Genomic DNA, 15,206 nt, shown 5'->3' with positions numbered 1-15,206 from the left:
TTTGTATTTTACTCCACGTGTTCCAAACCATAAATTATGCCACCAGTTATCATGTGTTACACCTTTAAATCGCCCATCTTCATCAAAGTTGAGATTTTTGCGTCCATCTATATCTATCAAGCGGACAGGGTTTGATAATGTGCACACATATCCACTCGTCGCAGTATACTTCTCTGCCAACGGATCCACTCCATACCAAATACTTGTTACAGGATTCATGTACCTTGCACCGTAATAGTACAAGCCAGTTTCCTCATCGAACTGCTTGCCATTGAACTTATATGGCAGTTCTTCACTGCTACTATGTTCGTCAACCAACTGCTCACCATACGGTAGGTAAGCATCATACTGTGTGATGTTGGCTTTATCATCTGTGATGTAAGACGTTGAGCCGAGGTGGTCACTGTGATAGAAGAAGGTTTCCTCTTTCGTTGTGTCGTTTGAAATATAACCATAACCAGCCTGTGGGTCATCAGGGTTGCTCGGGTCATTCCAGCTTACAGGTGGACCAGGGTTAGTATTCGGTGTGGTGTTGGGGCGTGGAGTCTGAATCCAACTCTGTGGCACATCGTGGTTGCCGAGTGTGTCAATGATACGTCCATTCCTGTTGTGTCAAGGCTCTAGAGGGTATACTTATACCTCACTAATATAATATCTGGGGTATGTGTATAATTATCTTTTCTTATTAACTTCAAAGTATCAGCATTATCTGTCATAGCAGAATACTCTTGTTCTGTAGATAATCCATAATCTGATAGCAGCGTAGCACCTATTTTTGTTTTTACAAATTTATATTGTACTTTAGATAATTTGTATATAGAAGTGAACAAAACGTCATTACTATCAACCAATAATTTGACATATTTATTATCATTTTTTTTATAGATTCTCCCTACATAAACATCTTTCTTTTTACTTATACATATCACTGTTCCTTTAGACGAATCATCAGCTTTAATAATACGCCAATACCCTTCTATCTTGAAATGGTCAATATATCTATTACAACAAGTGAAGATAAAAACTATTGCAAAGATTGATAATATCTTATACCTCATAACTGAATTAAATAAATTAAACTACAAACATACGTTTACAACGGTTATACTTGCAAAAGTACAATAAATTCTCTAATATATCATAGCAATAGTCCAGCCCCTTATTGTCATTATAGGCAAGCCGTGATGCCTGCTGCCAATAGCTAAATCCGCCTTCAGCACCAATGATGGAACCGGTGACATGATACTGTGCGAACACTCCGACAGTCGGAGTAAGCTGCCACTTGTCCTTGAAGCTGTAATTGGAATAATAGTCTTCAGGAACAAGGATTTTATCCATTCCTGTGTTGACAGACATTCCGCCACCCAGACGGACGCCCAGCCGGACAGGTGAAACCTGCGCTGCCAGGTTTCCCCCGGAAAGGAATAATACTGAGAATATCGCTGCTTTCAAGACTGTCTTCATCATGCTCATACACTGTGGTTATATTGTTAGGATAGGGCAAAAATACAAAAAAGAAACAGAACCGGAAATGCACGGAATTAACACTTCCTGCGGTAAAAATAATGGTTCTTCCGTTAAATGGATAGATAGGAATAGAATAAAGGGCTTGTGTACTTGCATAGTATGACTCTCCCAAAACGGATGGTCTTGCAAAGGAGAACAAACTACAAGGTAAAAGGCAGAAAAGACAAATGGATACGATGCCTGTCCGTCAGCCTGTCTTTCCGTCTTTTACACACAATTTATTTCCATATCATCGGTGTTTGTAAACATTTTTATGCAACTCAAAGCTGACACATGCTCTTCTAGCTTCTAAAAGATGCCTGATTGACCTGCAACAGGTGCTCCTTTAGCGTGTTACCAACGCCCTTTTGAAGTCCAATCAAGCACCTTTTGTAAACGGCTTAATAACCGACTGATTGACTGCCGGTTACAAACCTGTTTTTTGCACGTATTCTTTTTATTTGCAGATGATTTGTTTGAGATTATGTAATGACTTTTCAGAATCTTGTTTGTGTTTCCAACGTATTGAAATTGAAAAGGTCTTTGTATCGGAGGAGGAGGACAGAATGGACAGTTGACGGTCTTGGCCATGTTTTTGTTTCATCAATCACTTCGGTTCTTCCGTTAAAGCCATATGAAAAGCATCTACGCATTTAACGGAAGAACCAAAATAATACCGAGGATATCGCAACACCCCAATTCCGCAGCATTTTTCCTTGTGAGATAATTTTAAGTAGGTCGTAAGTAGCAATACTCCGTTAATTTTTATGCTGCTTCAGCATCGAAACTAAATATCTCATTAATACTTTCTTTATTTAAAGGCGTGTTCGGGTTTTTCTCGAACACGTCAATAATTCGTTGCGCATAGTAGGCATTGACCATCTGCGCTTTAAGTCGACCGATGGACGTGCCAGGTTCCTTGCACATGATCTTGGCCACATTGAGTGCCGTGAATGAAGAGTTGAAGGCAGAGTCAAGTTTTCTCTTGTCGCGTGCCTGACAATCTGTAAGGCCGAGGAACTGCTTTGCGTCGCGAAAGCAGAACTCCTCTTGGAACCGTGTGGTGTAGTACTCCACCACGTCGCGTCCGCTCATGTTCTCATCCGTAGCGAAGTACAGACGGCGGACACCGTTGGGCAACTCGTGGATGACAAGCGACACGACCCTGTGCAAGGACTTGCACCATGCCTTGAGCGCATAAGCCTTGCCGGAAGTCTCCTCCAGCTCAAGCTTTTCGACTTTAGACATATCGATGTTCCTCACGTCAATCTTGTCACCTTTGACACGGGGACGGTCGGGCTTTCCCGTGGGCTTCCCATCCCATGTATAGAACAAGGCTGCGTCATGACGCAGGCGGCTCACAACATGGAACCCCATCTTCATTACCCTGTCGATGAAAGGTCTCTTGGAGAAGGCTGAGTCGGCGACAAGCACCTTGCAGATACGCTGCAGCCTTACCTTGTCGTCCTCCAATACTTTGGCATACCAGTCGTACAGGCTCATCTCTTTTTTCTCCTCGCCTTTTTCCAATGTGGTCTGCACAGCCTTGAGCATCATACACTCATGCAGGTCCACGTCTATCACCCCGATGCCGAGGATCTCAAGACCGTGCTTTACCGCACCTGCACAGCCGGACCAGAACGTACCCACGTATGGGGTCTGCTTCCCGGACTTCTTTATGAAACTTGGATCGATGACAATGGCATTGCGACCCTTACCCTCCTTGAAGGCGAAAGCACTCAGCCACATGTTCATTTCGAGCCAGTTCACGCTGCGCTCTGCCGTCTGCCGACAGCATTGTTCGCCACGATTGCCATAGCGTCCCATCTGCGTGAAATTGCATCTCCTTGGGATGACCATCAAAAAAAAGCATTTCCATGACGTTTGTTTGAATACTTTTGCTTAACTTTACCCCATCTTCGGCACTAAATGCTGCTTTGCAGAGCTTCATATATCGGCTAATCAAGTTGGTTATCAGCATAAACTTTATTGTCTTTTTACATCTGTAAAGTTACTGAAATTCAATGAGATAGCCGATTTTATTATGTTATATATTGTTATTTAATCTACTTTTTTTCAGAGACTTATCATGTTTTCTTTCTGCCACAATTTCTGTTGGCTTTTGGGTGAAAACTTCATAAACTGCGAAATTTTAACGGACTATTGAAAAAAGAAAATACCGAATGGGACATGTGTGTGAACATGTCCGTTCGGTAGGAGATCGTATTTAATGTAACACGAATTATAATTGTTTGTGAAAGGGGGGATACTGTACCCCACGAGTGGGGTATAAGCACACCCTGTTTATGGGGTATGAAAGCGGTTTCGCACAAGATGAAACAACCGATAAATTCGTCGAACTCACATTAATGTAAAATGCTGTTATCTACGACTTATGTGGGCTCAAATGCCGATTCCCCTGCGATAATCCATAGGCGTGACGCCGTACATCTTCCTGAAAGCACTATAGAAATTGGGCGTATGCTCGAAACCGCAACGATCGGCGATGTCCTCAATCGTAAGTCCGGGTTTGGTTTCCAGCAGGTTTCGTGCCTTCTGCATCTTTATCTTCAGCATGTATGAGGCGGGGGAGTCGCCTGTAATGGCAACGAGTTTACGGTGCAGCTGTCGTGGGCTCATGCAGAGTTTCTCTGCCAGCGTGTTCACCTCCAAGTGCCGTTTGTCCAAGAGCTGATAGATGAAATCCACCGCCTTGGCAAGGAAGCGTCGCTCTGCATCCGTGAGTTTCTGCTCCTTGTCCGTATCAGTACTATTGCTGAACTTGTCACGCAGAAGGCGATGACGGTCGAGCAGCTTCTCCACCCTTGTGCGCAGCTCGTCGGCGTTGAACGGCTTGACAATATAGGCGTCGGCCCCTGCCTCCAGTCCCCTGATACGTTCTTCCTCCGTGATCTTCGCCGTAACGACGATGATAGGGATATGGTTGATGATTTCGTTTCCCCGTACTTGCCGGCACACTTCCAGACCGTCCATGCCGGGCATCATCAGGTCGGTGATGATGAGGTCGGGCATCAGGTCGAGCGCCATCTCCATTCCTTCCTTACCGTTGGAAGCATAGGAAACGTCATAGCGGTCGGCAAAGAGCGAACCGATATAGGCGGCAATGTCGCGATTATCCTCAATGACAAGCAGACGGCACCGGCTGTCCTCACTCTCACTGTCGGCAGGCGTTGCCTCGTTTTCGGGCAGGAGCGGGGTGCTGTCAATCATTTCATGGGCCACCTTTCGCTTGCTGTCATTGTGAATCGGCACATGGATATGGAATGTGGTGCCTTTTCCCACTGTGCTCTCTACCGTGATGGAGCCTTCTACTGCATCTATAATCTGCTTGACGAGCGCCAACCCCACGCCCGTACCGATGTTTCGCACCTCAGTCTCTGCTTGATAGAAAGGCTCGAAGATATGGGAAAGCGTCTCCCTGTCCATACCCTCTCCCGTATCGGATACATCCAAGAGCAGGCGGTTGCCTTCACGCCATACCGACACACTTACCTTTCCGTATTCGGGCGTAAACTTGAAGGCATTCGAGAGCAGATTGTTCATTACTTTGCTCACATAGTCGGGCACAAAGTCCATCTCCACCACCTCCTTGGCAAAGAAGTACAGGTCTATGTTGCGGCTGCGGGCATAGTCGCGGTAGGCCTCGATAATCATGGTGAGATGCACCGTGATATTGCCATTGTGCCAATCGGGATTGCCCACGGAAGACTTGATTTTCGAGATGTCCAGAAGCTGGTTGATGAGCGTGAGCAGACCCTTGCCTTGCCGCTCGATGGTGCGTGCGTTCTCCCGCACCTCTTCGGTGTCGTTCTCTTGCAAGTTGTGGCTCAGCCCGAGTATCACGGTGAGCGGCGTACGGAACTCGTGGGTGATGTTGGTGAAGAAGTTCTCGCGCAAGGCTGACAGTCTTTTCAACGCCAGATGGCTGCGACGGCGCAATCGGTTGGTATAAAGAACGATTGCCAGTACTCCTGACAAGATGAGCAACACACCTCCCAGAATGGCAAAGCCGACATAGCGTGTCGTCCGTTCCTGTTCCAGCTTGTGCCGTGCCTCGCCCATTTCCCTCGCCTGCCGGCTGCGCTCGATGTTCAGGCTCGTGTTCTGTATGCGGTTCACCTTTTCCATGTTCAGCACACTGTCTTGCAGGACGGTAGCCTGCTCGTAGGAGGACAAGGCCGTACGGTAGTCGCCCGTCCGTTTATAGTGCTTGTAATATAAGGTATGGATTTCCGTCAGATGCTCCGGCGACTTGATGCGTTCGGCTATCGTTTTTGCCTTGCCGAGATATTCCATCTCCTTTGCGTCGTTGCCGGTGGTGTGATAGATGTCCGCAAGGGCAATGAGCGAGTTCAGGGCATGCCATTCGTCCTTCGAGGCTTTCATCAGCCGGTAGGCGGTTTCGTATTCCTCGGTTGCCTTGTCGTATTGCCGTGACTCCTTGTAGAGAGAGCCGAAGTAAGTGTGGCAGAGCGATATGCCGAGTGTGCTGCCCGCCTCTTGGTTTCGCGCCATAGATTTGCGGTAATACACCCACGCCGAGTCTATCTCTCCGTGATGCTCGAAGATGGAGCCGAGGTTGGCGTAGTTGATAGCCTGTCCCAATGCGCTATGTAATTGCTGCTCGACTTTCAATGCAAGGCGCAACGCACTGTCGGCACGCTCGTAGTTGCCCAGTGTCATGTAGATGTTGCCCAGTCCGTTGAGCGATATGGCCCGGTTTTTCCTGGCGGTGAACGAGGTGTCGGTGCATTCCTCGCTGAGTGTCCATGCCCGGTAATGGTATTCCTGCGCCACGTCGAGCACGCCCATCCGCCGGTAGTCGGTGCCGATGTTGTTCAGCGCCTGCACCCACTCAAGCGTATCGCCGATGGCTTCCGCCTGCTGCTGTCCCTTGCTGTGTACGTTCAGGGCTTCCTCGAAGCGGCTCTCGTTGCGCAATACCTTGCCCCATTCCCGCAGGGCGATGATGCTGCCGAGCCTGTCGCCCTCGCTTTCCAACCGCTTTTGCAGCGAGGCGAGTGAATCGATGCCGTGGGTGGAGCGCACGATGCTGTCCGCCACCTTTCGTTCGTCAGGGGTGAATGACACAGGCTTCCTCCCGCACGAAACGAGCAGGAAACAGATTGAAATAAGCGCCGCTAACGCACTTAAAATCAAACGGAGGTTTTTACCCTCCCCCGTTTCACTAAAAGGCTCATTGAGAGGCTGTAAGGAGGCTTTAAGACCGCGTTTGTGGTGCTGCATAAGCGTAACATTTTATATTTATTCATGAGTGTGTTTATTGTCGGGTCAACCATTCGGCGGCAGGAACCATACGGATGGTATGTCCGTTCTTCTCCACCTCACGGTCTTCATCGAAGTTGATGAGCAGCAGGTTCTCGCAGTGGAATTTCGTGGCGGCTTTCAGCAGGGCGTTGATCTCACGGTTCAGAGTTTTCTCCGCGCTGATGTCGTAGGACACCTGCACCAGTTGTTCCACCTTGCCGCCCTTGGCGATGACGAAGTCCACCTCCCATTGCTTGTCACGGTAGTAGAACACGTCGGCATATTCAGGGCGGTAGCGGCGGAGCAGTTCCACATAAACCACATTCTCCAGTCGCCAGCCCGTGTTCTCGGTGGAGAAAGTACCGCTGCGCTCCGACACGAAGGCCACGTCCACGACATACACTTTTTCGTTCCGTACGCGTTCCCGGCTTTTGTAGGAGAACTTGGGAACGCCCAGCAGCAGGAATGCTTCCTTCAGATAGGAATAGTAGTTTTCTATGGTATGGTTCGATACGCCGAACATCTGGGCAAGATCCGTAGCCACGAACTCCTGACAGAAATTGTCGGCAAGGTAGGTTGCCATCCGCCGGAGCACCTCCACATGCCGTAGGCGGAATCGCCGGACAATGTCGTTCTTGATGATGGAATTGAGCAGCGCCTCTATGTATCCCCGTTTGTTCTGCTCGTTCAGCAGTTCGGGAAAACCGCCGTCCGTCAGGTATTCATGCAGGGCTTTTTTGCGCAAGGCCTTAAACTTGGTAGAGAGGGATCGAAGCTCCACGCCGTGCATCGTGGCATATTCGGCAAAGGAGAACGGATAGAGCTCCACCTTGTTGTGCCGTCCCGTCAGGTGGGTGGTCAGTTCGCTGCTCAGCAACTTGGAGTTGGATCCCGTGACGAACAGGTGCACTTTCTGGCGAAGCAGCCGATTGACAAACAGCTGCCAGCCCTTGATGTTCTGCACCTCGTCGAGGAAGAGATACTTGAAATCGCCGTATATCTGATACAAGGCGTCGAGCACGCGGTCGAAATCGGCGGTTTCCAGCCCTGTCAGTCGGTCGTCGTCGAAGTTGGCGTAGGCAAATTCCACTCCCTGCTGCCGTATGAACTTCTCGCACAGAGTGGATTTTCCGCTTCTCCGCACACCTATCACAATCTGGGCAAGGTTGCTCGACGGCGAGAGCTGCCCTTCCTCCATCCTGTCGCACAGCAGCGACAGGTCGTGTGCCGGCAATTCTTCCTTTTGGTCGGAAAAGACGGTCATCAGTCTTCTTGCATCCATGTCATCATGATGTTTTAACTGCCTGCAAAGATAGCGAAAAGTTCCATAATCCGCAATACGATACCGAGAAAACTTCCATAATTCGTCAAATATTTCTTTTATCGGCTCATTGTCTTCTGCTCTGAAACCAACCATGAAATGCGAAAAGACCTGTCTCGGAGCCCCAAAGTACCCATCTCTTAAAAGATGTAAAACTATTCATGGGTTTCTTATGATTATCAGTGAGTTACAAGCCTGAAATGTCCGATTAGAATAATTGGGGCAGGTGCAGAATGTCCGATTAGAATAGTTTTTTGTCCGATTAGCATAGTCCCCTCCCATCGTTTTATCTTTAATTTCGCAACAGGAAAACAGATGAGCTATGAACCAAACAGAAAGAAAAGTACAATCGGAAGAACGACGGCGGAAGTCCGACGAGGCACAGCGGTTCTCGGAAGACCGTATGCAGCTGCTCGATACCGTCCGCCAAATGATCGACTTTGAGTTCGAGCGCCGCGGAGTGAAAACCGAGGGCAACCCTCATTCCGAGAATCCCCCGCCCGAGGGCACGGGGCGAGAGCCTCCCGACCGCAAGCCACCCCGCCGAACCTTCTGGCAACGGCTCATGGGTATCTTTACAACCAGCCTATTATAATAGGGTATGCAGGGCAAGACAATATATATCATCCATCCTTTTAATTTAATTCAAGCAAGTATGAACAAAAGACGGACGAAACCGCTCATCCCGCCGCTCAGCGGCCGATGGGCACGAGTGGGTCTCTGCGTCCTGTTCTCCGCAACCGTAACCGTCGGCGCGCAGGCGCAGGCCACAGACGGGGGCGGGACACAGCCGCCGCGAGACCAAAACAGCGAGCTGCGCACCCGCACCTGGAGCATCTATGCCCAGGGCGGACTGTCGTGGGCAAGCGACGTGTGGTATCAGAACCTCGATGCCAAACGCAGTTACAAACAGTCGCCCGCCGTGGGCGGCGGCATCGACTTCACCATCCGCCCGTGGGTGCGTGTGGGTGCCGAGTATCTCTGGTCGCACTACCGCCGTGAGCAGCGCTTCTCCACGCTCGACACCAAGACGATGCCCGTCAAGGTGTATGGCAACTACCTGATGAACTGCCACAACGCCAAGCTGGGCGCAGGCTTCAACCTGATGGAGCTGTGGCCCCGCCGCCGCGCGCAGTGGCTGAACATCTGGCTGGGCACGGGCGTAGGCTACACCTTTGCCAAGGGCAACGAGTACGGCATCTACATCAGCAACACGCAGACGCAGGGCGGACAGACCGCGCCCATCGGCGACGGTACGGCCATCGGCAACGACTCGGAGATAACCGTCACGGGCAACGTGCGCACGACGAACCGCCACGAGAAGTCCAACACGCTCTACGTTCCCGCCTCGCTCCACATCGAGGCCGACGTGAGCCGCCGCTTCACCGTCGGACTGAAAGGCGAGGCGGACTGGCTGATGAACCGCAAGGACATCGCCCCGAAGAACCTCATCTTCGCCCTTGCCACCGTACGCTACAACTTCGTGGCGAGCCGTGCCAAGGTGCAGCGAGCCTACTACGAGGGCGAACTCTCCGCACTCAACGATCGCATGAACGCCCTGCAACGGGACGTGGCAACGGAAAAGGCACGTGCCGAACGCGAAGCGGCAGACCGCCAACGGGCAGAGCAGCAGCAGGCCGAACTGCAACGCCGCCTGACCGACTGTGAAGAGAGACAGGCAGAGTCTCCCGCCACGGTGCAGCCCTCGCACTTCGTGCAGTTTGCCCACAACAGCTCCTACATGAGCCGTGAGGAGGCCGAACACCTCAAAGCCTTTGCCCGCAGCGTGCGCGGCCATAGACTCACCCTCGTGGCCGAGGCCAGTACGCCGGGTGCGGACGGCTACAACCAGCAGCTCTCCGAGCGTCGCCTGGCCCGTGTGGCAGAGGCACTCGTAAGGGAGGGCTTCGACAGGGCCGACCTGCACCCGCAGACAGCCATCGGCGAGCGCAACGGCAAGCCTGCCGCCGAAGGGCGCAGGGTAACCATAAAGGTGGAAAAGCAAGCAACAACAAAGTAAACAACCCATTAAAATCATAGTAAGATGAAACGAATCAAATCCATTCTGCTTGCCATCGCCATGCTGTTGGCAGCACCCGCGTTCCTCACCTCGTGTCAGGAGGACGCACCCGAGATCAATTACACGATGAACGTATCGGTCATCAACGACTTCACCAAGGTGGTGGAGGCCATCAACAACGGCTTCCTGAAGAACGAGGAAGCAATAAAGAAGCTCACCGAGGCCATCGACAAGATGAACGCCGACCAGCAGACCAAGCTGCAGGCCATCATTGACGTGCTCAACTCCGTGAACGCCACGCTCGAGACCAAGCTCACAGCCATCGAGGCAGCGATGAAGGCGCAGACCCTCACTCTCGAGAGCAAGCTCACCCTCTTGGAGACCGCCATCAAGAACCAGACCCTCAGGCAGGAGGAGATGGCAGGCAAGCTCATCACCGCCATCGAAAACCTGCAAGGCGACATGCAGGAGAAGATAGCAGCCATCGCCGAGGCCATCAACAGCGTGAACACCACGCTCCAGAGCAAGCTCGCCCTCATCGAGGCGGCCATCAAGGCGCAGACCCTCTCGCTCGAGGCAAAGCTCGGCGCCATCGAAGCCGCCATCAAGGCGCTGCCCGACTACAGCTCGCAACTCGCTGCCATCCAGACGGCCATCGAGAACCTGCCAGACTACGGCGACAAGCTCGCTGCCATCGAAGCCGCCATCAAGGCCATGCCGAACTACAGCGACAAGTTCGACGCCGTGGTTGCCGCCCTTAATGCGATGAAGGCCCAGATTGAGGCGCTCGGCACGGGGCAGGCCGACATCGTTACGGCGATCAACAACACGACAGCCGCCATCAACAGCCTCATCGCTGCCGTGAACAGTGGCAACGCCGATACAGCCGCAGCCCTCGCGCAGATTATCCAGAAGCTTGAGGAACTGAAGGAGAAGATTGGCAACGGCGGCGGAGGGGTAACACCCCCGACACCGCAGCCCACGATGGAATATGTAGACCTCGGCCTGAGCGTGAAATGGGCAACCTGCAACCTCGGTGCATCGAAGCCGAGCGACTACGGCCACTACTACGCCTGGGGCGAAACAATGGTTAAGGCCGGCTACTCATGGGATACCTACAAGTGGGGAAAGGAAAACAACTTTACCAAGTATAATACAGACGGCAAGACCGTCCTCGATCCGGAAGATGATGTCGCCACCGCCAAGCTCGGCTCGCCATGGCGTATGCCGACCTTGGACGAAATCAATGAACTGATCGGCGGATGCACCTGGAAATGGACGAAGAAGGACGGCGTAGAAGGCTACGAGGTGAAAGGCACGAACGGCAACGTCATCTTCCTGCCTGCCGCCGGCTACCGCAAAGGTTCCAAATCCCAAGATATCCGCAAAAAGGGCTACTACTGGTCGAATTCGCTCAGCAATGTGCCAGGCGGCGTCAACGCCCGCGACCTCTTCTTCGATTCGAACAACCAAAACTGGGGCTTCGACGACCGCTGCTATGGGTTCCAGATTCGCCCCGTCCATCCATAAGCTTGCCCCGCCCCCACAGGCATGACACAATAAACTGACGATTAAACCCTCTTCCTCCCGTCCACGGAGGCGGGAGGGAGATATAAGAACAACGCTCAGCCGCTTAACTATATAAATCAGAATCACAAACAGACATTCAAGACATTACAGACTGAAGAAGGGCATCGGGAACGATGCCGATGACAAGAACCCCATTCTTACCCTGACGAACAAGGGCAAGACGGCAGAGAAAGAAACAAAAAACAACAAACAGCCACTAACGCCCAAGCCTCCGACACGGCGTTGCTCAGAAAAGAGACTCAACAGGGGGGGCATTATACTATCATGGTAAAACTGAACAGAATCATAGCAACAACAACCGCCATGGTGCTGGCTTTCACCTTTGCCACACCCGCCCAAGCACAGTTTGGCAACATTCTCAAGAAAGCCAAAGACGCAGTGAAAGAGAAGGTAAAAGAGAAAGCCACGGAAGCCAAGGACAAGGCGGTGAACAAGGCCATGAACAAGGCAGCCGATGCCGTCGGCAACCTCACCGGCATTGACATGACAGCCAGGCTGACCGGGCAGCCGTCGGCAGACATGCCTTACCTCCACGGGAGCAACTTGAGCAAGAGCGGTGCTTACAGCAAGCTCACCAACCTCTACAAGCAGAACTTCGAGCCCTCGAAAGAGGCACTGGCCCACGAGCCGTTTGCCAACAACGAGAGTGTGCCGAGCGGTTACTCGAAGTCGTACAAGCAGATGTACGCCGCCTACGAGCACCTCGACCCGAAGCTCTTCCCGCTGCAGCCCTACTACAAGTATCCCACCTTCTACGCCCTTGGGAAAGACCGGCTTTTTAACCCTCTTGCCTACTATCTCGATATGATCAAGATGTTCCTCACGGCCCCGATGGGCTATGAGGGCTATGAGAAACTGGGCATCGTGGGCTACAACGCAACGAAGAACCCGGAACTCGTTTCTGCCGACGGACAGAAACTGGCCATGCAGGTAGATGAACTGTTCCGCTATCCCATGGCGGCACGCTTCTTTGCCGACCCCAATTGCAAGTCATCGGTATGGGCACTGGGCATGCTCCTTGCCTACGAAAGCACCCGCGTAACGGCGGTGAGGGAGTATGCGGTAAGCGGCAATACCGGAGTGGCCGACGCGAAGGCAGGCCTGATGTTCCCCTATGCCGCCGGGGTGTCGCCGTACGACCGCGAGGTGCTGATGCGGGATGTGGCGTGCGTGGCGGTCGATATTAACCTCATCGCCACGACAGTGAACGATTTCTATGAAATGGTTGAAACCTCGAAAGAGCCGCATCTGAAAGTGCTGTATATGCTTGCCGGCAACGAGATGTACAAACACATACTGACAGAGCACAAGGACTACAAACGCAACAAGGGCAAGTTCAACAGTCAGCTGATGTCTTACACCCGCTACAACAATACGCCCGAGTACGCAGAGATAGTCAATGCGGCAGTGGTGACGCCCGAGCCCCCGACAATGGATCTGAAGCCCGGCGCAATGGACAAGCAGCTCAATGCACAGGTGCTGAGCATAGCCAGGCAGAAGGTGCCGGGCGCACTCCGCGTGGTGGTCATCAACGAAGCGTGGAAGGTTCACTACAACGGTAGTGTGCCGACCGATCGCGCCGTGCGGGCATGGGTGGTTTACCGCAACAAGAAGGGCAAGCTCGAAGCCCATGACTACAGCTTCTGTCAGGACTATCAGGGCGGCGGCAAGTATGGGGCAATGCGCTATAAGGGCGTGGGGTTGCAGACGGTATATGTAAAACAGTGATATAAGCCTTTCGAATCGTTCGCGACGGGAAGGCAACCAACATCGCAAAACATTCAACAATAATGAAACGAAATAATTTCTTTGCGAAAGCGGCAGGCAGGACGCTTGCCCTCGCAGCAACAGTGATGATGATGAGCGCGGCGTTCACCGCCTGCTCGAGTGATAACGACGAGCCGAAACCCGACCCGAAGCCCGAGCTCAAGGCGCAGACCGTGACCATAGACGGCAAGGAGAAGCCCATCCTCAAGGCCGAGTACAAAGACGAGGGCGATGGCGACTACAGCCTCTACCTCAACCTCTCGGCCGACGGTAAGGAAAAGGTGGAAATACAATTGAACAAAGCCCAGCACATCACCGGCAGCCCCATCGACCTGACCAAAAAGGAAAAGAAGCACGGCGGGTGGTATTGGGTGGTAGAGTACTATAAGTCCGACGGCACCAGCCTCATCAAGACTTATGCCGCCCCCGACGATAGCGACTTCCCCGTCTTCACCACCGGCACACTCACCGTCAGCGGCTCGCCCGAGGGCACCATCAATATCAAGCTCGAGAACGGGCGCGTAAAAGGCAAAGACGGTAAGGAGCACACCCTCACCGCCAACTACAGCGGCACGATGACGGAAATCGGAGGCGGCGGAGGCTCCACGGAAGAATACGTAGACCTCGGCCTGAGCGTGAAGTGGGCCAAGTGCAACCTCGGCGCATCGAAGCCGAGCGACTACGGCAGCTACTACGCCTGGGGAGAGACCGAGCCCAAAGCAGAATACACTTGGGCAACCTACAAGTGGATGCAGGCGGGGCAGTCCGACGAGATGCACATCACCAAGTACACTATCGCCGACGGCCAGACCGAGGGCATCTGGTATGACGCCGGCGGCACCTTCATCGGCGACAACAAGACCACCCTCGAAGCGGCCGACGACGCCGCCATCGCCAACCTCGGCTCGCCGTGGCGCATGCCGAGCTTTTACGAAATCCAGGAACTGAGAGACAACTGCACCTGGACGTGGACCACGCAAAACGGCGTGAAAGGCTACGAAGTGAAGAGCAAAAAGAACGGCAACTCCATCTTCCTGCCTGCCGCCGGCTACCGCAAAGGTTCCGTACTCAACAATGCCGGTAGCTGGGGCTACTTCAGGTCGAGGTCGCTCTACATAGGGTACAACGACTACGCCTGCAACCTCAACTTCGATTCGGATAGACACGACAAGTACAACTACAGCAGACGCTACCTCGGGTTCTCGGTTCGGCCTGTCCGCCCATAGATTTTTCCTTGCCCCTGTGGGCATAGTGCGCTAATTTGTAATAGAACTTTCGGACATCGCCGCCATCGAGCTGGAACTCCTCGACATGCGTATCAAAGGGCTGCTGCCGACAGCGAAATCCGTCCTTGCCTCTCCTGCCAAGAAGTTCCGCTGGACAGGCAAGGTCGTGGATTTGGTGGAACTGCTCTATGCCCTTGACACCTGCGACTGTATCAACAATGGAGAAATCGGTGTGGAGGAACTTGCAGACGCTTTTTCCGACATCTTCGGCGTGGAAAGTCGCCGACTCAGCCTTCTCCAAAAGGCCTTTCATCGACAAGGTAATGAAGATGGGATTCCATGTTGTGAGCCGCCTGCGTCATGACGCAGCCTTGTTCTACACATGGGACGGGAAAACCACGGGAAGGCCCGGCCGTCCCCGTGTCAAAGGTGACAAGATTGACGTGAGGAACATCGATATGTCTAAAGCCGAAAAGCCTGAGCTGGA

Annotated in this window: 9 protein-coding genes and 3 pseudogenes; 6 read left to right on the top strand and 6 right to left on the bottom strand. The window is 52.5% G+C overall.

From position 1 onward, the window contains the following. The 6 genes and pseudogenes from HMPREF9141_RS12780 to HMPREF9141_RS04195 form a co-directional block, all read right to left on the bottom strand. A pseudogene (locus tag HMPREF9141_RS12780) lies at positions 1-594 on the bottom strand (RHS repeat-associated core domain-containing protein); the annotation flags it as partial. Positions 595-620: 26 nt separating this feature from the next. Next, a complete protein-coding gene (locus HMPREF9141_RS04215; RefSeq protein ID WP_007367259.1) occupies positions 621-1,058 on the bottom strand; it encodes a hypothetical protein in 438 nt (145 codons plus the stop codon). Positions 1,059-1,146: 88 nt separating this feature from the next. Next, positions 1,147-1,464: pseudogene (locus tag HMPREF9141_RS13825) on the bottom strand (PorT family protein); the annotation flags it as partial. Positions 1,465-2,271: 807 nt separating this feature from the next. Beyond that, entirely contained in the window at positions 2,272-3,366 is a 1,095-nt protein-coding gene (locus tag HMPREF9141_RS12425; protein WP_007367256.1) for a transposase, read from the bottom strand. Positions 3,367-3,909: 543 nt separating this feature from the next. Continuing rightward, positions 3,910-6,774, bottom strand: coding sequence for a hybrid sensor histidine kinase/response regulator transcription factor (locus HMPREF9141_RS04200; RefSeq protein WP_007367255.1), 2,865 nt, complete (start codon positions 6,772-6,774; stop codon positions 3,910-3,912). 34 nt (positions 6,775-6,808) lie between these two features. Then, positions 6,809-8,077 carry an ATP-binding protein gene (locus HMPREF9141_RS04195; RefSeq protein ID WP_040554246.1) on the bottom strand — a complete coding sequence of 423 codons (1,269 nt, stop codon included), beginning with the start codon at positions 8,075-8,077 and terminating at the stop codon, positions 6,809-6,811. Between the two features lie 361 nt (positions 8,078-8,438). Here HMPREF9141_RS04195 and HMPREF9141_RS04190 point away from each other — a divergent pair, with 361 nt between their 5' ends. The 6 genes and pseudogenes from HMPREF9141_RS04190 to HMPREF9141_RS12775 all read left to right on the top strand — a co-directional run. Beyond that, positions 8,439-8,711: a hypothetical protein gene (locus HMPREF9141_RS04190; protein ID WP_007367253.1), complete on the top strand. Its 273-nt coding sequence runs from the start codon at positions 8,439-8,441 to the stop codon at positions 8,709-8,711. A 60-nt stretch (positions 8,712-8,771) separates the two neighbouring features. Continuing rightward, positions 8,772-10,136, top strand: coding sequence for an OmpA family protein (locus HMPREF9141_RS04185; RefSeq protein ID WP_040554244.1), 1,365 nt, complete (start codon positions 8,772-8,774; stop codon positions 10,134-10,136). A gap of 24 nt (positions 10,137-10,160) precedes the next feature. Beyond that, a complete protein-coding gene (locus HMPREF9141_RS04180; protein ID WP_007367251.1) occupies positions 10,161-11,666 on the top strand; it encodes a coiled-coil domain-containing protein in 1,506 nt (501 codons plus the stop codon). Positions 11,667-11,990: 324 nt separating this feature from the next. Further along, entirely contained in the window at positions 11,991-13,454 is a 1,464-nt protein-coding gene (locus HMPREF9141_RS04175) for a hypothetical protein (RefSeq protein ID WP_007367249.1), read from the top strand. Positions 13,455-13,516: 62 nt separating this feature from the next. Continuing rightward, positions 13,517-14,719 (top strand): hypothetical protein, encoded by a 1,203-nt coding sequence (locus HMPREF9141_RS13820; RefSeq protein ID WP_007367248.1) that lies wholly within the window; start codon positions 13,517-13,519, stop codon positions 14,717-14,719. An 85-nt stretch (positions 14,720-14,804) separates the two neighbouring features. After that, positions 14,805-14,996: pseudogene (locus HMPREF9141_RS12775) on the top strand (RteC domain-containing protein); the annotation flags it as partial. Between the last annotated feature and the right edge of the window lie 210 nt (positions 14,997-15,206).

This window comes from Prevotella multiformis DSM 16608, from assembly GCF_000191065.1.
Lineage (GTDB): Bacteria > Bacteroidota > Bacteroidia > Bacteroidales > Bacteroidaceae > Prevotella > Prevotella multiformis.
Note: the sequence above shows the minus strand (reverse complement) of the source record. Positions and strands in the feature narration are given on the sequence as shown.